24 protein-coding genes, 1 tRNA gene and 3 pseudogenes are annotated in these 21,995 nt (G+C 72.2%); 7 read left to right on the top strand and 21 right to left on the bottom strand.

The features are described 5' to 3' along the window. Window positions 1-30 precede the first annotated feature (30 nt). The 9 genes from FIV43_RS03060 to FIV43_RS03025 all read right to left on the bottom strand — a co-directional run bounded on the left by FIV43_RS03060 (window position 31) and on the right by FIV43_RS03025 (window position 5,049). Complete coding sequence (locus tag FIV43_RS03060; protein ID WP_181407665.1) at window positions 31-1,233, bottom strand: tyrosine-type recombinase/integrase; 1,203 nt, start codon at window positions 1,231-1,233, stop codon at window positions 31-33. A gap of 71 nt (window positions 1,234-1,304) precedes the next feature. Next, window positions 1,305-1,598, bottom strand: coding sequence for a helix-turn-helix transcriptional regulator (locus FIV43_RS20805; RefSeq protein WP_181407664.1), 294 nt, complete (start codon window positions 1,596-1,598; stop codon window positions 1,305-1,307). 203 nt (window positions 1,599-1,801) lie between these two features. Then, a tRNA-Ala gene (locus FIV43_RS03050) sits at window positions 1,802-1,877 on the bottom strand. Window positions 1,878-1,980: 103 nt separating this feature from the next. Next, window positions 1,981-2,583, bottom strand: coding sequence for a histidine phosphatase family protein (locus FIV43_RS03045; protein WP_141012936.1), 603 nt, complete (start codon window positions 2,581-2,583; stop codon window positions 1,981-1,983). 10 nt (window positions 2,584-2,593) lie between these two features. Continuing rightward, window positions 2,594-2,998, bottom strand: a complete 405-nt coding sequence (rsfS, locus tag FIV43_RS03040; RefSeq protein WP_141012935.1) for a ribosome silencing factor — start codon at window positions 2,996-2,998, stop codon at window positions 2,594-2,596. A 12-nt stretch (window positions 2,999-3,010) separates the two neighbouring features. Beyond that, entirely contained in the window at window positions 3,011-3,586 is a 576-nt protein-coding gene (nadD, locus tag FIV43_RS03035) for a nicotinate-nucleotide adenylyltransferase (protein ID WP_141012934.1), read from the bottom strand. 70 nt (window positions 3,587-3,656) lie between these two features. Further along, window positions 3,657-3,815, bottom strand: coding sequence for a hypothetical protein (locus FIV43_RS20800; protein ID WP_181407820.1), 159 nt, complete (start codon window positions 3,813-3,815; stop codon window positions 3,657-3,659). Between the two features lie 90 nt (window positions 3,816-3,905). After that, the gene (locus FIV43_RS03030) at window positions 3,906-4,163 is read right to left on the bottom strand and encodes a hypothetical protein (protein WP_141012933.1); all 258 of its coding nucleotides are present in this window, start codon (window positions 4,161-4,163) and stop codon (window positions 3,906-3,908) included. 199 nt (window positions 4,164-4,362) lie between these two features. Continuing rightward, window positions 4,363-5,049, bottom strand: a complete 687-nt coding sequence (locus FIV43_RS03025) for a CDP-alcohol phosphatidyltransferase family protein (RefSeq protein ID WP_141012932.1) — start codon at window positions 5,047-5,049, stop codon at window positions 4,363-4,365. Here FIV43_RS03025 and FIV43_RS21890 point away from each other — a divergent pair. Further along, a pseudogene (locus tag FIV43_RS21890) lies at window positions 5,024-5,953 on the top strand (DMT family transporter); the annotation flags it as partial. The gene FIV43_RS03025 and the pseudogene FIV43_RS21890 overlap by 26 nt on opposite strands. Before the next feature lie 105 nt (window positions 5,954-6,058). Here the strand turns inward: FIV43_RS21890 and FIV43_RS03020 are convergent. Continuing rightward, window positions 6,059-7,303 (bottom strand): glutamate-5-semialdehyde dehydrogenase, encoded by a 1,245-nt coding sequence (locus FIV43_RS03020; protein ID WP_196781053.1) that lies wholly within the window; start codon window positions 7,301-7,303, stop codon window positions 6,059-6,061. Between the two features lie 440 nt (window positions 7,304-7,743). On the opposite strand from FIV43_RS03020, the gene FIV43_RS03015 reads away from it, so the two are divergent. Then, the gene (locus tag FIV43_RS03015; RefSeq protein ID WP_141012931.1) at window positions 7,744-9,102 is read left to right on the top strand and encodes a hypothetical protein; all 1,359 of its coding nucleotides are present in this window, start codon (window positions 7,744-7,746) and stop codon (window positions 9,100-9,102) included. 96 nt (window positions 9,103-9,198) lie between these two features. On the opposite strand, the gene FIV43_RS03010 is transcribed toward FIV43_RS03015, so the two are convergent. From FIV43_RS03010 to FIV43_RS03000, 3 genes are all read right to left on the bottom strand, one after another. Further along, window positions 9,199-10,164: an electron transfer flavoprotein subunit alpha/FixB family protein gene (locus tag FIV43_RS03010; protein ID WP_141012930.1), complete on the bottom strand. Its 966-nt coding sequence runs from the start codon at window positions 10,162-10,164 to the stop codon at window positions 9,199-9,201. Window positions 10,165-10,180: 16 nt separating this feature from the next. Beyond that, on the bottom strand, window positions 10,181-10,972 hold the full coding sequence (locus tag FIV43_RS03005) for an electron transfer flavoprotein subunit beta/FixA family protein (RefSeq protein ID WP_141012929.1): 792 nt from the start codon (window positions 10,970-10,972) through the stop codon (window positions 10,181-10,183). A gap of 150 nt (window positions 10,973-11,122) precedes the next feature. Beyond that, window positions 11,123-11,497 (bottom strand): hypothetical protein, encoded by a 375-nt coding sequence (locus FIV43_RS03000; protein ID WP_231123653.1) that lies wholly within the window; start codon window positions 11,495-11,497, stop codon window positions 11,123-11,125. Window positions 11,498-11,734: 237 nt separating this feature from the next. Between FIV43_RS03000 and FIV43_RS02995 the strand changes: the two genes are divergently transcribed. Together FIV43_RS02995 and FIV43_RS02990 are read left to right on the top strand one after the other, a co-directional pair. After that, window positions 11,735-12,985, top strand: coding sequence for a molybdopterin molybdotransferase MoeA (locus FIV43_RS02995; protein WP_196780952.1), 1,251 nt, complete (start codon window positions 11,735-11,737; stop codon window positions 12,983-12,985). A 35-nt stretch (window positions 12,986-13,020) separates the two neighbouring features. Then, the gene (locus tag FIV43_RS02990; RefSeq protein ID WP_141012928.1) at window positions 13,021-13,785 is read left to right on the top strand and encodes an NUDIX hydrolase; all 765 of its coding nucleotides are present in this window, start codon (window positions 13,021-13,023) and stop codon (window positions 13,783-13,785) included. A gap of 96 nt (window positions 13,786-13,881) precedes the next feature. On the opposite strand, the pseudogene FIV43_RS02985 reads toward FIV43_RS02990, so the two are convergent. Beyond that, window positions 13,882-14,583 (bottom strand): annotated as a pseudogene (locus tag FIV43_RS02985) (EamA family transporter); the annotation flags it as partial. A gap of 151 nt (window positions 14,584-14,734) precedes the next feature. On the opposite strand from FIV43_RS02985, the gene FIV43_RS02980 reads away from it, so the two are divergent. After that, complete coding sequence (locus tag FIV43_RS02980) at window positions 14,735-15,634, top strand: LysR family transcriptional regulator (protein WP_141012927.1); 900 nt, start codon at window positions 14,735-14,737, stop codon at window positions 15,632-15,634. Between the two features lie 6 nt (window positions 15,635-15,640). Here FIV43_RS02980 and FIV43_RS02975 read toward each other — a convergent pair whose 3' ends face one another. The 4 genes from FIV43_RS02975 to FIV43_RS20795 all read right to left on the bottom strand — a co-directional run bounded on the left by FIV43_RS02975 (window position 15,641) and on the right by FIV43_RS20795 (window position 18,154). Then, window positions 15,641-16,405: an EI24 domain-containing protein gene (locus FIV43_RS02975; RefSeq protein ID WP_141012926.1), complete on the bottom strand. Its 765-nt coding sequence runs from the start codon at window positions 16,403-16,405 to the stop codon at window positions 15,641-15,643. A 13-nt stretch (window positions 16,406-16,418) separates the two neighbouring features. Further along, window positions 16,419-17,384 (bottom strand): co-chaperone YbbN, encoded by a 966-nt coding sequence (locus tag FIV43_RS02970; RefSeq protein ID WP_141012925.1) that lies wholly within the window; start codon window positions 17,382-17,384, stop codon window positions 16,419-16,421. Window positions 17,385-17,447: 63 nt separating this feature from the next. Continuing rightward, a complete protein-coding gene (locus tag FIV43_RS02965; protein WP_331251042.1) occupies window positions 17,448-17,903 on the bottom strand; it encodes a PH domain-containing protein in 456 nt (151 codons plus the stop codon). 80 nt (window positions 17,904-17,983) lie between these two features. Further along, complete coding sequence (locus tag FIV43_RS20795) at window positions 17,984-18,154, bottom strand: hypothetical protein (protein ID WP_181407663.1); 171 nt, start codon at window positions 18,152-18,154, stop codon at window positions 17,984-17,986. A 268-nt stretch (window positions 18,155-18,422) separates the two neighbouring features. Here FIV43_RS20795 and FIV43_RS02960 point away from each other — a divergent pair, with 268 nt between their 5' ends. Further along, the gene (locus tag FIV43_RS02960; RefSeq protein WP_141012924.1) at window positions 18,423-19,367 is read left to right on the top strand and encodes a serine protein kinase RIO; all 945 of its coding nucleotides are present in this window, start codon (window positions 18,423-18,425) and stop codon (window positions 19,365-19,367) included. Window positions 19,368-19,386: 19 nt separating this feature from the next. On the opposite strand, the gene FIV43_RS02955 is transcribed toward FIV43_RS02960, so the two are convergent. The 3 genes and pseudogenes from FIV43_RS02955 to FIV43_RS02945 form a co-directional block, all read right to left on the bottom strand. Next, window positions 19,387-19,602, bottom strand: coding sequence for a M1 family metallopeptidase (locus tag FIV43_RS02955; RefSeq protein ID WP_141012923.1), 216 nt, complete (start codon window positions 19,600-19,602; stop codon window positions 19,387-19,389). 62 nt (window positions 19,603-19,664) lie between these two features. Then, a pseudogene (locus FIV43_RS23670) lies at window positions 19,665-20,576 on the bottom strand (M1 family metallopeptidase); the annotation flags it as partial. Between the two features lie 20 nt (window positions 20,577-20,596). Then, entirely contained in the window at window positions 20,597-20,830 is a 234-nt protein-coding gene (locus FIV43_RS02945; protein WP_141012922.1) for a hypothetical protein, read from the bottom strand. 52 nt (window positions 20,831-20,882) lie between these two features. On the opposite strand from FIV43_RS02945, the gene FIV43_RS02940 reads away from it, so the two are divergent. Further along, window positions 20,883-21,965 (top strand): LOG family protein, encoded by a 1,083-nt coding sequence (locus tag FIV43_RS02940; RefSeq protein ID WP_141012921.1) that lies wholly within the window; start codon window positions 20,883-20,885, stop codon window positions 21,963-21,965. Window positions 21,966-21,995: the final 30 nt, after the last annotated feature.

The following is a 21,995-nucleotide window of genomic DNA, read 5'->3' as shown; positions in this document are numbered from 1 at the left end:
GGCACGCTGACTACGCCTGGTGGACACGCACTAGGCAACCTCGTCGTCAGACTCGGCGGAGTCGAGCAGGTCGAGGAGGTCCTCCTCGGCGTCGTCCGCCGGCTGCTTGAGCAGGGCACCGTCCGGGTTGACCGAGCGCAGTGTGCGCTCGAGGACGTTCGCGGGACCGAAGTCGATCGTCTGGTCGGGTTCGATGTAGTGGCCTTCGGTGATCGCGGTCGAGGTGTGGCCCAGGTGAGCAGCTGCGGCGTCGACGCCGAGACCACGGGCAATGACGGTGGCGCCGGTGCGGCGATACCAGCGTGGTGAGATGCCCGTCTGCTCGAGTCCGGCCAGCTCCAAGAAGGCGCGAAACGTGCGGCGGAAGTTGGCCATCGTCAGCGGCCCACCATGGCGGTTGTGGAAGATGGTCCACTCCCGCTGTTCCGGCGTCATCAGGCTGAGGCGACGCCGGATCACTTGAGCCGCGAACTCCGGAACCGGGATCTGGCGGACCGAGGCATCGGTCTTCGGCCGATCCTGGCGGAAGGTGCCCTCGCCTTTCCGGAGCACGACGGTGCCCCGCACGTGCGCAACCATTCCGTTTCTGCCGTCGTCGACGTCCAGTGGACGCAGGGCGAGGACCTCGCCAGGCCGCATGCCGGTGCCGAGCAGGATCTCGATGGCGTCTCGGACCTTGTCGTCGGGCTTGGGGCCCTTGGCGTCCGGACCCGTGCGCCAGCGAGCGGCGGCCGATCGGATCGCAGCGATCTGTTCCAGCGTCAGGGCCTGAGGTGTTCCCTTGGGCTTCCGCAGCGGCGAAGTCCCCTCGACTGGGTTCCGTCCGATCGCGTCGTGCCGCAGCGCGAAGCCGAAGAGCTGGTTGAGCAGGGTGCGCGAGTGTTTGGCACGTGAGTACGAGACCTCGGCCTCGCGCTGGAGGAAGACCTCGACGCGACCGGTGGTGATCTCGCCGAGCGTGTAGTGCTCGAAGAACGGCTGCACGTGCAGACGCAGGTCGTCGCGGTAGTTGTCCTTGGTGCTCTCTGAGATGTCGCGCCCTTCGAGGTCGGACAGCCACAGCTGGGCCAGGTCGACGAAGGGACTCTGCAGGCCGAGCAGCCCTCCTTGGCCGTAGCCGGGCCGCGCCAGAAGCCTTCGCTTGAGCTCGGAGACCGCGCGGCTTGAAGTGGTGCCGGTGGCCTTGACCTGGCGAAGCTGTCCGTCGGTGTCGCGGAAGCGCGTCCGCGCCATGTAACGCCCGCGGCGCGACCGTCGGACGCTGATCGACCCGAAGGTTCCGATCGCGGTGCGGGGCCGCCCACTCATCGTCTACCGCTTCCCGGATGGCGCTCGAGGTCCTCCTCCTCGAGTCGATGCAGCCAGGCCTCGATCTCTGAGTGGCGGAACCGGAGGTGCCGGCCGACGCGGAAGCCAACCGGGCCACGGTCCTGGCTGCGCAGGTCGTAGAGCGTTTGGATGCCGACGCCGAGGAGCTCGGCGAGCTCCTTCAGCGAGAAGGTCGGCTCGAAGCGGTCGTGGAGCTGGACGTCGTCCGGGTCATCAGCGCTCTCAAGGATTGTCCGAGTCGCTGTGCGAGATGTGGCGTGAGCGTTCATACCGACCAGGTGCGCGAAGAGCGCCGAACAGCGACGAGACCCAGCGAGATGACTCGGAGCCGGTGCGAAAGTGCGTGAGTTTCTGGTGCTTTTCTGGTCCCACTGCATGGGTGTCCTCTCGGTGAGGACCCAGCACGTCTCCTGGTCGAACGACAGAATCCGCAGGCCAGAAGCGATTTTCACTTCCGTCCTGCGGACCCGTTTGGTGGAGCTGAGGGGACTCGAACCCCTGACCCTCTGCATGCCATGCAGATGCGCTACCAGCTGCGCCACAGCCCCAAACTCTGTGCCGTCCTCTCGGACAACGACGTGAATACTAGCCAACACCTCCACGAGACCGAAATCGGGGGTCCACCCCGTCGCTCGGGGCTCGCGGCGACGCTCAGAACGGCAGGTCGTAGCCGGCCAGCCGCCAGCGCCCGTCGGCCTCCTCGAGCACCACGCGGCCGCAGTTGCCGAGCCCCTTGAGGTCGGCAGTGGCCGAGAGCGGCCAGCCCAGCCGGACCGCGGTGCCGATCTTGATGGCAGCCCCGTGGGAGACCACGACGGCGGTGCCGTGCTCCCCCAACGCGTCGGCGACGTCGACCAGGGCGGCCCGGTAGCGCGACGCCACCTCCTCGGGCGACTCGGCGCCGGGGATGCCGCGCCACTCCCCGGCACGGAACCGGGCGAACTCCGCGGGTGCGAGCGCGGCGTACTCGTCGTGGGTCAGCCCCTGACGGTCCCCCAGGTGGAACTCCCGCACCCGCACGTCGTACGACGCGGAGAGCCCGGTCGCCTCGGCGACCGCCTCCGCGGTGGCTCGAGCCCGCTTCAGGTCCGAGGAGACCAGCAGCGTCGGCTCCATCGCCGCCACCACCGGCGCGACCGTCTTGGCCTGGAGCAGCCCGGTCGCGTCGAGCTCGGAGTCGAGCTGACCCTGGATCCGCCGCTCGGCGTTCCAGGCGGTCTGACCGTGGCGGAGCAGGACGATCCGGCGCGTCATGGTCGCCGGCTCAGACGTCGTCGGTGGTGCCGGTCCCCGGCGCGGGCGGGCCGTGCACCTCGGCCGGCAGCTCGATGGCCGGGCAGTCGCGCCACAGCCGCTCGAGCGCGTAGTACTCCCGCTCCTCGGAGTGCTGGACGTGCACCACGATGTCGCCGTAGTCGAGCAGCACCCAGCGACCGTCGGTGCGGCCCTCGCGCCGGATCGGCTTGGCGTCGGCCTCGCGGAGCTTGTCCTCGATCTCCTCCACGATCGCCCGGACCTGTCGGTCGTTGGCGCCGGTGGCGAGGAGGAACGCGTCGGTGATCGCGAGCTGCTCGCTGACGTCGAAGGCCACCAGGTCGGTGGCCAGCTTGTCGGACGCCGCCCGGGCGGCGATCCGGATGAGGCCGACGGCGTGGTCGGTGGCGGTCATGCTTCTCCTGACTCAGCCACGGCTATAGAGCCGGTGCTTGGTGATGTACTGGACGACGCCGTCGGGCACGAGGTACCAGACGGGCTGTCCCTGGGCCTGCCGGGTGCGGCAGTCGGTGGACGAGATGGCGAGCGCAGGCACCTCGAGCATGGTGACCCGGTCCGAGGGCAGCGCCGAGAGGGTGCCGGGGTCCATCTCCGCACCCGGCCGGGTGCAGCCGACGAAGTGCGCGAGCCGGAACAGTTCGTCCGCGTCGCGCCAGCTGAAGATGTCGGTCAGTGCGTCGGCGCCGGTGATGAAGAAGAGGTCGGCGTCCGGACGCTCGGCACGCAGATCGCGCAGGGTGTCGGTGGTGTACGTCGGCCCGTCGCGGTCGATGTCGACCCGGCTGACGGTGAACCGCGGGTTGGCCGCCGTGGCGATCACGGTCATCAGGTAGCGGTGCTCGGCCGGCGAGACCTCGCGGTCGGCCTTCTGCCACGGACGGCCGGTGGGGACGAAGACGACCTCGTCCAGGTCGAACCATCCCTGGACCTCGGAGGCGGCGACCAGGTGGCCGTGGTGGATCGGGTCGAAGGTGCCGCCCATCACCCCGATCCTGGCACGTCGTGCCGGCGCGGTCACCGCACCGCTCCCACGTCGTGCTCCGGCTGCGGGATCAGCTGTGCTCGCGACCGCCGCCGAAGGCGACGAGACCGATCAGCAGCAGCAGGAGGAGGGCGAAGACACCGCCACCGACTACCCACGGGTTGATGCCACCTTCACCGTGCCCTTCGGCCGCGGTGACGACAGCGAGGGCGGTCTGGTTGATCAGCATGAGCGAATCCTAGCCGCCGCGGGCCCCGGGGGCCGATCCGAGGCCTCTCCCGTCCTCGCCGCCCCGTCGCCCGCCGGTCGGACCGCGGGGTCAGTGCAGGGCGAAGTCGACGCCCAGGAAGAGCAGGCTGAACCGTAGTGACCGGCCCAGGAAGACGGTGGGCACGAAGATCCACATCGGCATCTTGAGGATGCCGCCGACGGCGGCCATCACCAGCAGCGGCGGGATGCCCACGGAGGCGGCGACGAACATGATCGTCGCCGCGTAGACCGGGCGCCCCTGGGTGCGCTCGACCCAGCGTTCGTAGCCGCTGCGGATCTTCGGGAGGAGAGCTTGCGCTGCGCCCATTTCGAGTCGATCCCCCGGCGGGCGACCTCGTACCAGATCACCTTGCCGACGGTCGCCCCGGCGCCGGCGGCGATGCCCAGCGAGACCGCCTGCACCGGGCCCGGAGCGGCGGCCCCGGCGCCCAGGATGTAGACCTCGATCGGCAGGAACGGCAGAAGAGCGGACGCGATGGAGAACGCGAACGTCGTCAGCCACAGGATCACGCCGGTGATTCCCTCTGCTCCGCCCCCCGGCCCCGCTCGGTGGCCTGCGGGGTGGCCGTCGGGATCGGGATCCCCAGCCGGAGCAGCCAGCCCAGCGAGACGCACTTGAGCACCAGCAGGGCGATCGCGATCGCCAGGCCGAGCCACACCCAGCCGGTGACCAGCAGCAGCACCGCGAAGAGACCCGAGTTCGCCGCCTTCCCCAGACGGGACCAGTTCCACAGGTAGATCCGGCGATCGACCACGTGGAAGTAGTTGGGACTGCGGATCGGCCAGGCCAGGAAGGCCAGCGAGAGATACATGTCGATGACCATGAACTCGAACAGGTAGACCCCGACCGGCAGGGCGATCCAGGTCATCGGCTCGTCGCTGAAGAAGCCCGACGGCTGCAGCCAGACCAGGCCGAGGTAGAACGCGGCGCAGCTGAGCCGGTCGCACATCATGTCGACCACGGCACCGATCCGCGTCTCGCAGTCGAACCAGCGGGCCCACTCGCCGTCGAGGCTGTCGCCCACCCAGTAGACGACCAGTCCGGCCACGAGCAGCGTCAGACTGCCCTCGTGGGCCGCCCACAACGAGAGCACCAGCGTGGCGAAGGTCCGGATCAGGGTGATCACGGTGGCCCCGGTGAGAAGCCGTTCGGTCGCCGGATCAGCCATGATCCGCTCCGGGGTTCCTGCCATGGTGCGAAACCTACCCCTGCTCACCCCGCCGACCGTGCACCGGCCGCGACTCGTGGCGCACCCGTCGGCAACGGTTCACCGGGTCGACATCTGCTCCCCCTACGGTGCCGAGGTGCCCGTGCTCGCCGTCACGCTCGCCGTGCTGTTCGCCTCGGCCAGCGCGCTGACCACGGCGGCGTCCACCGCGCTGCAGCACCACGCGGCCAGCACCGTCGTCCTCGGCGACACCGGTCTGCTGCGCCGCCTGGCGCGCCGTCCGGTGTGGCTCGCGGCGCTGGCACTCGGCCCGCTGGGCTTCACCTGGCACGCCCTGGCCCTCCAGCACGGTCCGATCTCGCTGGTGCAGCCGATCGTCATCGTCGGGATCGTCGCAGCGCTGCCGCTGAGCACCGCCCTCGCCGGCAGCCGGACCACCCCGGCCGGGCTGCGCGCTGCCCTCGCCACGGTGGCCGCCCTGGCGCTGTTCCTCCTGGTGACCTCGCCGAGCGACGCACCCGGTGGCGGCGCCGACCCGACCCGCCTGGCGCCGGCCACCGCGGCGACCCTCCTGGCCGCCCTCGGCTGCCTGGCCGCCTCGGTACGACGCCGTGGCGCACGCGCCGGCTGGCTGGGCAGCGCCTCGGGCCTGCTGTTCGGCCTGATGGCGGTGCTGGTCGAGGTGGTGGTCGGGGCGGTGGCGGACGCCGCGAGCCCCGCGGGCGGTGTGATGGCGGTGGCGGCGAGCTGGCCGCCGTACGTGCTGTGTGTCGCGGGGTGCGGCGGCCTGGTGGTGAACCAGTTCGCCTACCGCGCGGCCGGGCTGGCGGCGTCGATGCCGCTGCTCAACGTGGTCAACTGCGTGGTCACCCTGGCGTTCGGGGTGCTCGTGCTCGGCGAACGGTGGAGCACCTCGCCGTTCTCGTTGGCGATCGGTGCGGTGGCACTGGCCGTGGTACTGCGTGGCCTGTGGGTGTTGGGACGCTCCGCCGGTGCGCGCAGCGGGCCCGACGGACCCGGCGCCAGGTCCGGCTCAGCGGATGTGGCCGTCGCCGATCACGACGTACTTGGTGGAGGTCATCTCGGGCAGGCCCATCGGGCCGCGGGCGTGCAGCTTCTGGGTGCTGATCCCGATCTCGGCGCCGAACCCGAACTCTCCCCCGTCGGTGAACCGCGTTGAGGCGTTGACCAGCACCGCGGCGGAGTCGACCTCGGCGACGAACCGACGCGCGGCGGCCTGGTCCTCGGTCACGATCGCGTCGGAGTGCTGGCTGGACCAGGTGCGGATGTGGTCCAGCGCGGCGTCCAGGTCCGGCACCACCCCGGCGGCCAGGTCGAGCGAGAGGTACTCGGTGGCCCAGTCCTCGTCGGTCGCTGCCACCACGTCGTCATAGGCGCGGAAGGCGGCGTCGCCGTGGATCGTGACGCCGGCCTCCTGGAGCGCGGTGACCACCCGGGGCAGGAACCGCTCGGCGACGGCGGCGTGGACCAGCAGCGACTCGGCGGCGTTGCAGACCGACGTGCGGTGGGTCTTGGCGTTCACCACGATCGCCAGCGCCTTGTCCAGGTCGGCGCCCGCGTCCACATAGACGTGGCAGTTGCCGACGCCGGTCTCGATGACCGGCACGGTGCTCTCCTCGACCACCGACCGGATCAGGCCGGCGCCGCCGCGTGGGATCAGCACGTCGACGTCCCCACGTGCCCGCATCAGCGCCTTCACGCTGTCGTGGGTGTCGCCGGGGACCAGCTGGATCGCGTCCTCGGGGAGCCCGGCACCACCGACCGCGTCACGCAGCACATCGACCACCGCCCGGTTGCTGTGCCGGGCCGAGGAGCTGCCGCGCAGCAGCACCGCGTTGCCCGACTTCAGGCAGATGCCGGCGGCGTCGGCGGTCACGTTCGGGCGGGCCTCGTAGATCATCCCGACCACGCCGAACGGCACGCGCACCTGACGCAGCTCGAGGCCGTTGGCGAGCACGTTGCCGCGGACCACCTCGCCCACCGGGTCGGCCAGCCCGGCGACGTCCCGCAGGCCCTGGGCCATCGCCGCCACCCGGGCACCGGTCAGCCGGAGCCGGTCGATGATGTTGGCCGGGGTCCCGTTCGCCTCGGCCGCCGCGACGTCACGGCCGTTGGCCTCGAGCACCTCCTCGACCCGCTCGTCCAGCGCATCGGCCATCGCCTGCAGCGCTGCGTCCTTGGTGGCGCGGGTGGTGATCGCCAGTGCCCGTGACGCGGTCCGGGCGCGCCGCGCGGTCGCGGTCACCGCGGCCGTGATGTCGGTGGCGTCGGTGCTCTCGGGGCGGCCGGGGTCGGCGATCGTGCTCACCGCACCAGCCTAGTGAGCGCGCGGGCGCGGTCGGCTCGGCGTCTCACCCGACCGGCGCCACAGGAAGATCACAGAAACCCGGCGCGGCGAGGCAACTTTCCTCCACCCTGGAGCGTCTTAGGTTCACCGACCCGGAGAGGACCACCTGTGAACCCCATCCCCGCGGGCACCGCCGCCCGCACCGCGCCCGCACGGCACGGATCCTGCTGGCGAGCGCCGCGCTGTGCGCCCCGCTGCTGCTCGCCGTCTCCGGCGCACCGTCGGTCGCCGGCGAGCCCGACGACCCACAGGCCGCCGCGGCGGACGCGCCCCGGCTGCACCTCACCGCTCCGCGCCGACAGACCGCCTACGCCGAGGGCAGGTACCTCTACAGCGACCTCGGCGTCCGGATGGTCGCGGAGGGCGCCGACCTCCGGCTCGACCTGACCCGGGCGGACTACTCCTCCCCGATCGTGGTCTCCCGTCGCGACGCGACCGGCAGCACCGTCCTCGGGTCGGACCTCACCAGCTCCTTCAACCAGCTCGACGGGTTCCTCCGGATGCGGTTCACGCCCCTGGGGGCGAAGGCGAAGCGCCCCTTCACCCGGGTCGCCGGTGCCTGCCTCGGCTCGATCAGCGAGCGGATCCGCCCCGACGCCGACCCGCGCTCGCCGTACCCGACCTACTGCCGCTACAACCCCTACAGCCTGGGCGCGGTCCAGGGCATCGCCGACGGGTACGCCGCCTCCGTCCTGGTCCCCTACGGCCCGATGAAGAGCGTTCCGGCGGGCCGCTACCGGGTCGAGATCCGAGTCTCCGCGCCGTGGGCGGACGCACTGGGCATCAGCGCTACCGACCGGCTGCGCACCAGCACGCTGCGCGTGCGCCACTACGACGACTGCGACCGCGGGTGTCGTCGTACGGCTCCGCAGCCGCGGTCGGTGGCGCCGCGCCCGAGAGCCCAGCGGCCCGACGCCCAGCGCGCGATCGACCCGGCCGAGGTGCCGGCGGACTACCCCAAGCCGGACCTGCGGGCGCTCCCCGCCTGGGGGCTGCGGATCTCGCGCAACGGCGACTTCCTGCAGTTCTCCGCCACCGTGTGGAACGGGGGGAACTCACCGCTGGTGGTGGACGGGTTCCGCCGGGGCGGCAAGGGCGTGATGGACGGGTACCAGTACTTCTTCGACGCCGATGGCGAGCAGCTGCCCGACTACGCGCAGGTCGGCGAGTTCGAGTGGGACCCGAAGCCCACCCACCTGCACTGGCACTTCCGCTCCTTCGCCGCCTACTCCCTGCTGCCCGTCGGCCACACGCCCGAGGCACCGGACGGTCACGACGACCACCACGGCGTGCAGTCGCGCAAGGAGGCGTTCTGCCTGGCCAACACCGACGCGGTCGACCTGACCGGCGACGGAGCCCAGTGGAACGTGGACAACAGCGACCTCGCCACCGCCTGCGGCGACGAGGGCTCGCTGTCCATCCGCGAAGTGCTGGCGGCCGGGTGGGGTGACACCTACGCCCAGTTCCGTGCCGGCCAGTCGTTCAACCTCAAGGGCCTGCCCAACGGTTGCTACAACGTGTGGGTGGAGGGCAACCCGATCCTCGACCACGACACCGACGCCCGCACGCTGGTCGAGTCCGACTACTCCAACAACACCGCCAAGCGGCGGGTGTGCATCGGGGGCAGGCCGGGCGCCCGGACGATCCGGCACCTGCAGCCGATCGGCGACATCGACGAGAACGACACCGGCGGCTACTTCCGCCGCTGACGCGACGCCCGGGGACGCGAGACGCCCCGCCCGGTCGGACCGGGCGGGGCGTCTCGTGCTGTCGGTGGGCCGCCCGCTGTGGGCGTCCGCGGTCGATCAGCCCTTGCGCTTCTCGACCTCCGCGGTCACCGCCGGGAGGACGGTGTGCAGGTCGCCGACGACGCCGAAGTCGACGAGCTCGAAGATCGGCGCCTCCTCGTCCTTGTTGACCGCGACGATCGTCTTCGAGGTCTGCATGCCGGCACGGTGCTGGATCGCGCCGGAGATCCCGTTGGCGACGTAGAGCTGCGGGGAGACCACCTTGCCGGTCTGACCGACCTGGAAGGTGTGCGGCTTCCAACCGGAGTCCACGGCGGCACGCGAGGCACCGACCGCCGCGCCCAGCGCGTCGGCCAGACCCTCGACGGCCTCGAAGTCACCACCGGTGCCACGACCGCCGGAGACCACGATCGCGGCCTCGGTCAGCTCCGGACGACCGGTGGACTGACGCGGCTGCGCGGCGACGATCTGGGCGCCCTTGGCGGCATCGGAGACGGTGGCGGCGAACTCCTCCACCGCACCGGCACCGGCACCCTCCTCCGGAGAGGCCGCGTTCGGCTTCACGGTGATGATCGGGATGCCCTGGGTGACCTTGGCGGTCACGGTGAAGTTGCCCGCGAAGACCGACTGGGTCGTCACCGCACCGCCGTCGGCACCGGCGACGACGTCGACGGCGTCGGTGATCAGGCCCGAGGAGAGCTTGATCGCCAGGCGCGCCGCGATCTCCTTGCCCTCCGCGGACGACGGGATCAGGATCGCGGACGGCGAGGCCTTCTCGGCGATCTGCTGCAGCACCTCGGCCTTCGGAGCCACCAGGTAGCCCTTGATCTCGGTGTCGTCGACGACGTACACCTTCTCCGCGCCGTAGCCCTTCAGCGCCTCTGCCGCGGCCGAGGCCTTGTCGGCGCCGCCGATGAAGACGGCCGAGGGCTCACCGAGCCGCTTGGCGATGGCCAGCAGCTCGTAGGAGGGCTTGCGGACCGCACCGTCGACGTGGTCGACGAGAACCAGAACTTCAGACATAGCTACTCCCTCGTCCTCAGATGAACTTCTTCGAGGCGAGGAACTCGACCAGCGCGCCCGCGCCCGAGCCGTCCTCGTCCTTCACGATCTCACCGGCGGTCCGCGGCGGACGAGCGGCGGTCTCCTCCACGGCGGTCCACGCCGCGTCCTGGCCGACCTGGCCCGCGTCGACACCGAGGTCGCCCAGCGAGTAGGTCTCCAGCGGCTTCTTCTTCGCGGCCATGATGCCCTTGAAGGAGGGGTAGCGCGCCTCACCGGACTGGTCGGTGACCGAGAGCACCATCGGCATCCGGCCACCGATCACCTCGGTCGCGGTGTCACCGTCGCGCTTGATCCGGACCTGGTCGCCCTGCGACTCCACGACCGCGGCCATGGTCACCTGCGGCAGGCCCAGGCGCTCGGCCAGCATGGCCGGGACCACGCTCATCCCGGCATCGGTCGAGGCCATGCCGCACATCACCACGTCGGGCTGGCCGATCTTCTCGATCGCCTTGGCCAGCACCAGCGAGGTGGCGATGGCGTCGGAGCCCGCGATGGCCTCGTCCGAGACGTGGACGCCGGCGTCGGCACCCATCTGCAGCGCCTTGCGGACCGCGTCGACGGCCTTCTCGGGGCCGATCGTCACCGCGGTCACGGTGACCTCCTCGTCGGCGCGCTTCTCCTTCATCTGGAGCGCCTGCTCGACGGCGTACTCGTCGAGCTCCGACAGCAGACCGTCGACGCCTTCACGATCAACAGTGTTGTCCGACTCGAACCGCCGGTCGGCGGTGGCGTCGGGCACGTACTTCACACAGACGACAATGTTCATGGTTGTGGCCGCAACGGCCCCTTCCTGTGCACTTTGGGTCCCACCAGCGGGGAGATGTGTCCCGGGATGGACGGCGTTGGGCAGGCTACCGCCCGCCGTTACTCACTGGAAACCGAACGTGAGTTGGCTAACTCACATCCGCTCCGCACCTCACGGCCTGATGATGCGCTCGACGACCCGGCCGACCACCAGGTAGGCCACCGCGGCGGCGCCGTAGTTGGCGAGCGCCGTCTTCACCAGCGCGTTCTTCGCGTCGGCGCCGGGCTCCCAGACCGGGTTGTCCAGGTCGAACAGCCCCAGGTCGAGGACGTCGGCGAGGTCGCGCACCGCGCGCACCAGGGCGTTCCCCCCGTTGGCGTCCAGCGCGAAGCTGAACGCCGCGGCCGCCATCACCAGGGCGGCCGCCAGGAAGAGTGCCCACACCACCCTCGCCGCGATGCCGCGCACCCGGGCGGTGCCGAGCCTCCGGGAGCCGCCGGAGGGGCTCTCGCTGGATACGTCGTTCTTGCTGGTCTTCTCGCTCATCGATCACTTTCCGCGTCGGAGGTGGCCAGTCCACCGGACGCCCGGCCTGCGGTGGCATTGTGCCCGTTCTGCGGCGACACTGCAGCACGCGTCCGTCCGAGCACCCGTCGGGAACCGTAACGACGCCACCGCCTCCGGCGTTACACCAGTGGTCACGGGCGAGGCGGAGTCATGGGGGCTTCCTCGCCCGTGATCGACGTCCGCCGGCGGGTCGGTCGGGTTCTCTAGGCTGGGCGCGTGGCTTCCACCCCTGCGCTGATCCCGGTCGACGTCCATGCGGCCCTGGTGGCCGGTCTGCTGCCCGACCCCGCGTCCCTGCTCGTCGAGCCGCTGGCCGCCGACTGGACCGAGACGGTCCGCCGCGACGACGCGCTGGGTCGAGTGGTGGCCGCCCCGGTCGTCTCGCCCGAGGACCTGCCGGTGTTCGACAACTCCGCGATGGACGGCTACGCCGTGCGCGCCGCCGAGATCGCCGCCGCCGACGACCACACCCCGGTCACCCTGCCGGTGTCGGCGGACATCCCGGCCGGCGCCGCCCGGGGCACCCTGGCACCGGGCTCCGCGGCGCGGATCATGACCGGCGCGCCCGTCCCGGCCGGCGCCGACGCGGTGGTGGAGGTGGAGGTCACCGACGCCGGCACCGACACGGTGCGGATCCGGGCCGCCCGGGAGCCCGGCAGCTTCATCCGCCCGGCCGGCTCCGACCTCGCGGCCGGCGCCGAGGTGCTGGACGTCGGCACGCCGATCGGCGCCGCCCAGGTCGGCGCGCTGGCCGCGCTGGGGATCGACCGGGTCACGGTCCGCCGCCGGCCCCGCGTCCTGGTCTGCTCGACCGGCTCGGAGCTCCACGACGACCCTGCGCCCGGGTCGGGCAAGATCCGCGACTCGAACTCGCCGATGCTCGCCGCGGCCGTCGAGCAGGCCGGCTGCGAGGTGGTACGACGCCGCTGGGTCGCCGACGACGTCCCCGAGTTCCTCGGCCTGGTCGACGACACCCTCGCCGCCGAGCGGATCGACCTGGTGATCACCTCCGGCGGGGTCAGCGCCGGCGCCTACGAGGTGGTCAAGGACGCCCTCGCCTCGCGCGGGGTGGAGTTCACCAAGGTGGCGATGCAGCCCGGGATGCCGCAGGGGGCCGGCAGCTATGCGGGCGTGCCGGTGATCTGCCTGCCGGGCAACCCGGTCAGCACGCTGACCTCCTTCGAGGTGTTCCTGCGGCCGGCGCTGCGCCGGATCGCCGGCCTCCCGTTCGCCGAGCGCCGCCGGGTGACCGCGCGACTCGGCGAGGACCTGACCTCGCCGGCCGGCAAGCGGCAGCTGCGCCGCGGCCGGCTGGACCGGGACTCCGGCGTGGTGCGGCCCTGGGGCCCCGCCGGGTCCGGGTTCCTCACCTGGTTCGCCGGTGCGGACTGCCTGATCGACCTGCCCGAGGACCTGGTCTCCGTCTCGGCCGGGGACCAGGTCGAGGTGTGGGACCTGTGGACCTGAGCCGGCCCCTGGGGTGCCACCACTAGGCTGACCCGGTGCCCGACCTCCCTCGCATCATCACGGTCGAGGACGGAGTGGCCCGGATCGTCTGGTCCGCCGACCTGCCGTCCCGCTGGCAGCAGGAGATCGCCGGCGTCCGCTCGCTGGTCGAGGAGGCCCTGCGCGCGCACCACCGGGTCGAGGCGAAGGTGGACGTCGAGGACGCCGACGGCCAGCGGCTGGCCACCTGGTCCGGCCTGCGCCGCGAGGGCGTCGAGCGTGGTCGGACGGGCGACCGGGTGGTCTACGCACGACTGGCCGACGACCCGCCCCTCGACCAGCCCGGCGGGTTCCGGGCGTTGCTCAACTCCTTCCTGCCGCGCAAGCGCGCGATCGGTCAGATGCTGATCCGCGACGCCGACGCCACCGAGCCGCGGGTCCTGCTGTGCCAGCTCACCTACAAGTCGGACTGGGACCTGCCCGGCGGCGTGGTGGAGGTCAACGAGTCACCGCGTCTCGCAGTGACCCGGGAGATCGAGGAGGAGCTCGGCCTCACCGTCCCGGCGGGCCCCCTGCTGCTCACCGACTGGCTGCCGCCGTGGGGCGGCTGGGACGACGCCGTCGGCCTGGTCTTCGACGGCGGGGTGCTCCCCGGGTCCACCCTGGACCGCGCGGTGCTCGAGCCCCGCGAGATCCGCGCGGTCGCCTTCTGCACGGCGGCCGAGGTCGAGGCCCGCGCCGCCGACTTCACCGCGCGTCGGGTGGCGGCCGCCCTGGCCGCCCTGGACGGTGGTCCGCGCTACACCGAGTCCGGGCGCTGAGGTTCCGGGCGCGGGTTCGGTCTTCCGGGCGGGCCGCAGCGCGACCAGGACGCCGAGCACCAGGACCACCCCGCCCAGCAGCTCCCCCGCGGAGGGAACCTCGTCGAGCAGCACCCAGGCCGAGCCGATCGAGACCGGCGGCACCAGCAGGATCCACGGCACCACCGCGGCCGACGGGTTGCGTGCGAGCAGGCCGTTGAAGATGCCGTAGCCGACCAGCGAGGCCAGCACCGCGGTGTAGAGGGTGGACAGCAGCGCCGCCAGGTCGAACGCGGCCGCCGCCTCGGCCAGCACGCCCGGTCCGTCGAGCAGCACGGCGAGCACCAGCAGCGGACCCGGCACCACCAGGGCCGACCAGACGGTGAGTGCGAGGCCTCCGGTGGCCCCGGAGGCGCGGGAGACGACGTTGCCGATCGCCCACATCAACGCGGCGGTCAGGCAGAGCAGCAGCGCCACCAGCGGCACGTGCCCGCCGCGGCCGAAGGCGACCACGAGCAGCCCCAGCGCGCCGAGGCCCACCCCGACCACCTGACCGCGGGTGGGTCGTTCCCGCAGCACCACGGCGGCCAGCACGATGGTGAGCACCACCTGCGCCTGGAGCACCAGACCGGCCAGGCCGGCCGGCATCCCGGCGTGCATCGCGACGTAGAGGAAGCCGAACTGGCCGAGCGACATGAACGCTCCGACGGCGAGGACGGTGCGCCACGGCACCGGTGGACGGGGCAGCAGGAAGACCGCCGGGACCAGGACCACCAGGAAGCGGACAGCGAGGAACACCAGGGGCGGCACCTCCCCCATGCCGACGTCGATGACCACGAAGTTGAGTCCCCAGATCAGGGCGACCAACCCGGCGAGGAGGCTGTCACGGCGGTTCACGCGGACCAGCCTGACAGCCGAGACCGTGAAGCACCAGCGAATCATCGCGCACTCAACGATGTAGCATCGCTTCATGATCGACCTGGATGCCCTGGCTGCCCTCCGCGCTGTCGCCGACGAGGGGTCGGTCAACGCCGCGGCCCGGGCCACCGGGTTCACACCGAGCGCCGTGTCCCAGCAGATCAAGCGGCTCGAGCGGCAGACCGGGGTCCCCCTCCTGGAGCGGGTCGGGCGCGGCGTGATGCTCACCGGTCACGGCGTCCACCTCGTCGCCGCCGGCGCCCGGGTGTTGGCCGACCTGGAGGAGCTGGAGGCGGGGCTCCAGCGCCGGGCCGGTGTCGTCGCCGGACGGTTCCGACTGGCGGCGTTCTCCACCGCCATCCGTGGCGTGGTCGCACCGGTCGTCTCGGCGCTGCGCGACGCGCACCCGGACCTCAGCCTCTTCCTCACCGAGCGTGAGCCGTGGGACACCATCGACCTGGTCGCCTCCGGCCAGGTCGAGCTGGGCATCGTCCACCGCTGGGGCGGCGTCCCGTTGGACGTCCCGGACCACCTGGTGGCCACGCCGCTGGCCCAGGACATCGCCGACCTGATCGTCCCGGTCGACCATCCCCTGGCCGCCCGCGCCTCGGTCACTCCGCACGACCTGCTCGAGGTGCCGTGGATCGCGACGCCCCCCGACACCATCTGCCGCCAGTGGCTGCACCGGATGTACGACGGGACCGGCCGGCCGCCCCGCGTCGCGCACGAGTCCGGCGAGTTCGAGTCGCACCTGGCCATGGTGGCCGCGGGCCTCGGGGTCGCACTCGTCCCCCGGTTGGGCCGGGCCGCACTGGGCGACCGGCTGGTCGCCGTACCGGTGACGGAGCCGGTGCCGACCCGTCTGGTGGACGCGTTGCACCGGCGCACCATGAGCGAGTCGCCGGCGGTGGTCGCCGTGCTGGACGCCTTCGGGGCGACTCCCGGCGGGTGAGCCGGGTCAGCGGGGCTGCGCGTCCAGCACGTCCCGAGCCAGCATGGTGGCTCCGGCGACGGCCGCCGGCATCACCAGCACGCCGCCCAGCGGGACCAGGAAGCAGGCCTGGACCGCCACCCCGAAGCCGAGCACGGCGCCGCGGTGCCCGCGCAGCAGCGCCGCCTGGGCCGCACGATCCATCCCGCGCGCCTCCAGCGGCCGCGAGATCAGTTCACCGGCGAGGAGCCGGCCCGCCATGACCAGGCCGAGCACCGCACCGACGATCGATCCCACCACCGGGAGGAGGCCCACCAGGAAGACGAACCCGGCGGTCAGGAAGCCGAAGCCGATGAGCACGCCGCCGTCCTTGATGCCGCGCCACCAGCCGACCCCGTGGGTCGGGGCGTCGCCGCCGAGCATCCGCTCCACCTCGGCCCAGATCCGTTCGTAGAACGGGTCCCCGACCGCCAGGGTGAGGCCGGTGAAGGTGATCATCACCAGGAAGCCGCTCCCGGCGAGCACCAGCAGGTAGAGCGCCAACCGGACCAGGTCGCGCACCGTGTCGTCCCACCCGTCGGCGAACGGCGTGGCCCACGCGACCACGTCGTCGGCGACCAGGACCAGCCCGACCAGGAGCACCGCCATCAGCTGGGCCACCAGCAGCGCGGGCACCATGCCCAGCAGCATCAGGCCCGGTCGGTGCCGCCAGAGCGCGAAGCCGCGGCCCAGATACCCGGCACCGCCGAGCGGACCGCGTCGGAGCGTGGCCGACGCGCGGGTCGCGGACATCGCGGAACGTCGGTCAGTACAGCGCCGAGGCCAACGCCTGACGTGCCTTGAGGACGCGGGCGTCGTCGTTGCCGACAGCGGCGAACAGCCCGATCAGGTGCTCCCGGGCCCGGTCCCGGTCCTTGTCGACGCTACGACGCACCGCCTCCACCAGACGTGCGAACGAGTCCTCGACGTGGCCGCCCAGCAGGTCCAGGTCGGCGACCATGATCTGCGCGTCCAGGTCGTCCGGGTCCGCGGCCGCGGCCGCCCGCGCCGCGTGGAGGTCCACGCCCTGCGTGCGCTGCAGCACCTTGGCCATGGCGAGTCCGGCCGCGGCCTCGTGGTCGGCGGGGTTGGCCTCGACCAGCTTCTGGTACTCCCCCACCGCGCCGTCGATGTCGCCCGCGGCCAGGGCGTCCTGGGCCGGCGCGTAGCGCGGGTCGACGGCCTGCTCGTCCTCACCCTCGTCCCCGGCGGGCACCGTCGACTGGGGCTGGTGACGGCCGGCGAAGCCCTGCGCCGTCAGCTGCTGCGCGAGCTGGGTGAACATCGCGCGCAGGTCGTCGATCGGGGCGGCGCCGGGGATCGGCTGCGTGGCCGGACGGCCGTCGAGGAGCACCAGCATCAGCGGGACCTGCTGGATCTGCATCGCCTGAGCGATCTGGGGCGAGACGTCGACGTCGATGGTGGCGGCCAGGAAGCGGCCCTCGTGCTCGGCGGCGACGGTGGCCACGTCCTCGGCGAAGCGGACGCTCTCCGGCGACTGCGACGGTGAGGTGAAGACCAGCACCACCGGCGCGGTCATCGACGACTCCAGGACCGTCTGGAAGTTCGCCTCGGTGACGCTCACGGCGTAGGCCGAGGTCGCCCCGCCGGTGGCGCCGGCGGCGGCATCGGATCCGGCAGGTGCCGCGGCGCCCGAGGGCGGGGGTGTCGCGGGCCGCTGGAGCGAGGACAGGTCGATCGCACCCGGGCGGGAGAACGGCTGCTGCGTCATGGGCACCATCCTAGGCAGCCCGTGGCACCCGCGGGTCCGGCCCCCGGCGGCTTGGGACCGCGGTCAGTTGGGAACGCGCGGCCCGCGCAGGCCGGAGCGCTGCACCACTCGCTGGATGGCCAGGTCCCGCTCGTCGGGCCGCCCGACGAACCGGATGTCGCGCAGCCCCTGGTCCTGGGCGGCCGATTCGAAGCAGAAGTGTCCGAACCCGAGGATCCGCCCGTGCAGCGGCTTCTTCACCGAGATGTCCAGGATCCTGGTCAGCGGCATGGTCGCCAGGTGCTGGGCGAGCACGCCGTGCACGCGGAACACCCGCATGTTGGTGATGACGAACCGGTCTCGGTGCTCGCGCACCGCGAGCCAGGCCGAGTGGACCATCAGCGCGAAGGCCAGGATCAGGAAGAGCCAGGCGCCGCCGACCGGGACGAACGTGGCCGCCACCAGCAGCAGCAGGGCCGCCGTCGCCTCGCACAGGGGCCGGACGTAGGCGAACCAGTGGTGCTGGACCTCGTCGACCACCACCTCCCCTCTTCGCGGAGCAGGTGCCGACCCACCTTGGGGTCACCGAGCCACGCGATGAAGCCCATCGGCCGGACCGATCAGTCCATCTCGCCGACGAAGTCGATCACGCCGCTGAACAGCTGCGTGGTCAGCGCCCAGGCACCGGCGCCGGCGCTCTTCGCGGTCTCCGCGAGCCCGTCGGGGTCGGTGAACATCCAGAAGCCGAGGAAGACGACGACCACGACACCGATCAACTTCTTGGCGTCCATCCGGTCCACTCCATCTCGCGTCGAGGTCATTGCCGGCCCGAGCACCGTCAAGCCACAGTTCGCACCATTGGTACCAGGATCGCGATCCGCCGCAGCGGAGGCGCGCTGTGGATCGAAAATGCGTTGCACCCGACGGGTGGGGTCCCGCAGGCTCGACCGAGCGCCCGGGAACGAGCCCGCGGCCCCGTCGAGAGGAGGCACGAGATGACCACGACTGTCGTCCGCCTGACCGCAGACCAGCCACTCTCGACCCGACGGAGCATCCACCGTGACACCGGAGCAGACCTCCACCCCTGATCTCACCCCCGGCCGCGCGCACGCCCACCCCAGCGACGCCCACCCCACCGACCCGCAGACGGACGCACCGACCGACGACCCCGGCCCCGACCGGCGGTTCGTGATCGACTTCGCCGCCTACGACGACGTCGCCGACGGCCAACGCTGGTCCACCTGGCTCCAGGTCGAGCCGCTGTGCCGCGGGCCGGAGCCCCGACCGTCCTGGGTGGTCACCTCCCAGGGCGCGATCGACACCGACCTCGGCGTCCTGAAGACCGGCAAGGAGGCCGACGTCCACCTGCTCGAGCGTGCCGACCCGCACGACCCGGAGCAGTCCGTGGTGATGGCCGCCAAGCGCTACCGCAGCGCCGAGCACCGCACGTTCCACCGGGCGGCCGCGTACACCGAGGGGCGCAGCACCCGGCGCTCGCGTGACGAGCGAGCCCTCAACCGCAAGAGCACCTTCGGCCGCCAGGTCGCGGCCGGCGAGTGGGCGGTCGCGGAGTGGAACGCCCTGGTGCGCTGCTGGGAGCTGGGCGTCCCGGTGCCCTACCCGGTGCAGATCGACGGCACCGAGATCCTGCAGGAGTGGATCCACGTCGAGGAGGCCGGCGAGCGGCACACCGCGCCGCGCCTGGCCCAGACCCGGCCGGACCCCGAGCTGCTCGGCTCCTACTACGAGCAGACCCGGCAGGCGCTGCACACGCTGGTCGGCGCCGGGCTGGTGCACGGGGACCTCTCCCCCTACAACGTGCTCGCCGCCGGCGATCGGCTGGTGGTGATCGACCTGCCGCAGGTGCTGGACCTGGTCGGCAACGCCGCCGGGTTCGACTTCCTCCACCGCGACTGCAGCAACATGTGCGCCTGGTTCCGCCGTCGCGGGCTCGACGTCGACCCCGAGGAGCTCTTCGCCGAGCTGATGGCCTCGGCGTTCTGAGAGGCCCGGGCCCGCCCGGTCAGCGCAGGCCGTTGGCCCGGGTGGGCGCCGGCGCCTTCCGGTCGCGCAGCCAGGCGTCGAAGAACCCGTCCAGGTCCTTGCCATACACCTCCTCGGCGAGCCGGGTGAAGTCGCCGACCCGGCCGTTGCCGTCGGCCCGCTCGGCCACCCAGCGGCGCAGCAGGGTGCGCATCGGCGCGCGCCCGATCCGCTCCCGGAGAGCGGCGACCGCCATCGCCCGCGCTGGTAGACCGACCAGTCGAAGATCCGGTCCGGCCCGGGGTTGGCCACCTTGGTCCGCCAGAAGCGGGCCTGGTCCTTGGTCGCCCGGTAGTTGCGCTGCAGCCAGGCACCCGTGGTCGGGCCGCCGTGCGCCTCCCGGTAGCGCGCCTCGAAGTACGAGGCGAAGCCCTCGTTGAGCCAGATGTCGCGCCAGCGCGCCACCGCGACGCTGTCGCCGAACCACTGGTGGGCCAGCTCGTGGACCTGCACGCTCCGGCCCACGAAGCCGCCGTAGGTGGGCCGGGTCTGGTTCTCCAGCGCGAACCCGGAGTAGAGGTTGGTCACCAGCCCGCCGGTGCTGCCGAACGGATAGTCGCCGAGCTCCCGCTCCAGCCAGTCGGTCACCCCGCCGGCACGGTCGAGCACCCGACGGATCCGGGTCCGCTCACTGCGGGTGAACTGCAGCGAGACCGCATTGGTGTACGGCGTCCCCGCCGGCGAGACACCCGACCAGACCTCGAAGTCGCCCGCGGCGAAGAACGCCAGGTAGGTCGTCATCGGCTCGGCCGAGGACCAGCGGGTGGTGGCCAGCCCTCCGCCCTCCGGGGTGCGACCGACGAGCTCGCCGTTGCTCACCACCTCCTTGCCGGCGTCGGTGGTGATCGCGATGTCGAAGGTGGCCTTGTCCCGCGGGTGGTCGTTGCTCGGGAACCACCAGGCGGCCATGTGCGGCTCGTTCATGGTGACCACCTCGCGCCGGTCGGCCAGCCAGTTCCGCTCGCCCTGCCAACCGATCTCCCCGGGCCTGCCGTGGTAGTCGACGGTGACCTCGACGGTCTGTCCGTCCTCCAGCGGCGAGTCCGGCGTGATCACCAGCTCGTGGCGGTCGGGCTTGGCGAACGCGGCGGGAGCGCCGTCGACCTGCACCGCGTCGACGGCGAGCAGGAGGTCGAGGTTGAACGAGCTCAGCGGCTGCGTCGCCTCCACCGTGAGGGTGGTGGTGCCGCTCAGCCGCGCCGGGCTCTGCCCGGTCTGGAAGGTGTAGCGGTCCGCGATGTCGTAGTGCACCACGTCGATGCCACCGTTGCCGTCGAGGGGAAGTAGAAGTCACCGATGCCCGACGGGCCGGGCTGCGGGGCGTGGGCCGGCGCCGCGAGCGCGGCGGGCAGCACCAGTCCGGCAGCCAGCACACCGGCGAGGGCGGCGGCGACCGCGGGACCTGCGAGGCGACGAGTCTTCACCGGACCAACCTAGATCACCCCGGCCCGGTCGCCGGCGTGACATCCTCTCCCCGTGCTGCGCACCCGTGGACGTGTCGTCGTGATCGAGAGCCTCACCGAGCTGGACCGCCGACTGGCGCTGGGCGCGCGCCGCCTGACCGGGTGGCGGTTGACCGGCCTCGACCTCAGCGGGCACGGCGAGGCGCTGCGGGTCTGCGACACCTCACGGTCGACCTTCGTCGGCTGCTCCTTCGCTCCCGGCCAGGCCGAGGACCTCGCCGCCCACGGAGCCCTGGTCCTCCCGGGCGTGGGAGCGGTCCCGGTCGATCCGCACCGCCGGACGCTCTACACCGCCGACGAGCTCTACGACACCGCGGACTACGCCCGCTCCCTCGACGCCCGTGCCTACGCGTGGTTGCAGACCGAGCACGGCGCAGAAGCCGCGCTGGCACGGGTGCTGCACGACCGGGCGGTCGACGACGCGCTGGGCACCTGGCGCACCGGACGCAGCCTGGTCGGCGTGATGGGCGGGCACGCCGCCCGGCGGGGAGAGCCGGACTACCGTGATGCCGCGCGGCTCGGTCGGTTGCTGGCGCAGGACCACGTGGTGGCCACCGGGGGCGGCCCCGGGGCGATGGAGGCCGCCAACCTCGGTGCGCGGCTGGCCGGAGAGTCGGCGGAGACGGTGAGCGACGCGGTGACCGAGCTGGCCGCGGTGCCCTCGTTCCGGCCGTCGGTGGAGGCGTGGGTCGCGGTGGCGCGGCGGGTGGCGGGCGTCGTACCGGAGCCGGGGGTGAGCCTGGGGGTGCCGACCTGGCACTACGGCCACGAGCCGCCGAACGTCTTCGCGACCGCGATCGCGAAGTACTTCCGCAACGCGCTGCGCGAGGCGATCCTGCTGGAGGTCTGCGATGCCGGGATCGTCTTCCTCCCCGGCGCCGGCGGCACCGTGCAGGAGATCTTCCAGGACGCCTGCGAGAACTACTACGCGGAGCCGCACTCGGTCGCGCCGATGGTGCTGGTCGGCCGGGAGTACTGGACGCACACGCTGCCGGCCTGGCCGCTGCTCCGGGCCCTCGCCCGCGGCCGGCCGATGGAGCCGCACGTCCACCTGGTCGACTCCGTCGATGCGGCCGCCGACCTCCTCCACCGTTGAGTCGTCCGTCCCACCCCGTCGAGTTGTACG

Origin of the sequence: Nocardioides sambongensis, assembly GCF_006494815.1 — a bacterium.
Classification (GTDB): Bacteria; Actinomycetota; Actinomycetes; order Propionibacteriales; family Nocardioidaceae; genus Nocardioides; species Nocardioides sambongensis.
Note: the sequence above shows the minus strand (reverse complement) of the source record. Positions and strands in the feature narration are given on the sequence as shown.

Bases quoted from the DNA above. Each gene is read 5' to 3' on its own strand.
- FIV43_RS02975 (WP_141012926.1), bottom strand. From the start codon at position 16,405: ATGTCCGCGACCCGCGCGTCGGCCACGCTCCGACGCGGTCCGCTCGGC.
- FIV43_RS20800 (WP_181407820.1), bottom strand. From the start codon at position 3,815: ATGCTGATCAACCAGACCGCCCTCGCTGTCGTCACCGCGGCCGAAGGG.
- FIV43_RS03000 (WP_231123653.1), bottom strand. From the start codon at position 11,497: ATGAGCGAGAAGACCAGCAAGAACGACGTATCCAGCGAGAGCCCCTCC.
- FIV43_RS03060 (WP_181407665.1), bottom strand. From the start codon at position 1,233: ATGGCGCGGACGCGCTTCCGCGACACCGACGGACAGCTTCGCCAGGTC.
- rsfS (WP_141012935.1), bottom strand. From the start codon at position 2,998: ATGACCGCCACCGACCACGCCGTCGGCCTCATCCGGATCGCCGCCCGG.
- FIV43_RS03010 (WP_141012930.1), bottom strand. From the start codon at position 10,164: ATGTCTGAAGTTCTGGTTCTCGTCGACCACGTCGACGGTGCGGTCCGC.
- FIV43_RS20805 (WP_181407664.1), bottom strand. From the start codon at position 1,598: ATGAACGCTCACGCCACATCTCGCACAGCGACTCGGACAATCCTTGAG.
- FIV43_RS03030 (WP_141012933.1), bottom strand. From the start codon at position 4,163: ATGGGCGCAGCGCAAGCTCTCCTCCCGAAGATCCGCAGCGGCTACGAA.
- FIV43_RS02980 (WP_141012927.1), top strand. From the start codon at position 14,735: ATGATCGACCTGGATGCCCTGGCTGCCCTCCGCGCTGTCGCCGACGAG.
- FIV43_RS03025 (WP_141012932.1), bottom strand. From the start codon at position 5,049: ATGGCAGGAACCCCGGAGCGGATCATGGCTGATCCGGCGACCGAACGG.
- FIV43_RS03015 (WP_141012931.1), top strand. From the start codon at position 7,744: ATGGTCGCGGAGGGCGCCGACCTCCGGCTCGACCTGACCCGGGCGGAC.
- FIV43_RS02970 (WP_141012925.1), bottom strand. From the start codon at position 17,384: ATGACGCAGCAGCCGTTCTCCCGCCCGGGTGCGATCGACCTGTCCTCG.
- FIV43_RS20795 (WP_181407663.1), bottom strand. From the start codon at position 18,154: ATGGACGCCAAGAAGTTGATCGGTGTCGTGGTCGTCGTCTTCCTCGGC.
- FIV43_RS03005 (WP_141012929.1), bottom strand. From the start codon at position 10,972: ATGAACATTGTCGTCTGTGTGAAGTACGTGCCCGACGCCACCGCCGAC.
- FIV43_RS03045 (WP_141012936.1), bottom strand. From the start codon at position 2,583: ATGACGCGCCGGATCGTCCTGCTCCGCCACGGTCAGACCGCCTGGAAC.
- FIV43_RS02955 (WP_141012923.1), bottom strand. From the start codon at position 19,602: ATGGCGGTCGCCGCTCTCCGGGAGCGGATCGGGCGCGCGCCGATGCGC.
- nadD (WP_141012934.1), bottom strand. From the start codon at position 3,586: ATGGGCGGCACCTTCGACCCGATCCACCACGGCCACCTGGTCGCCGCC.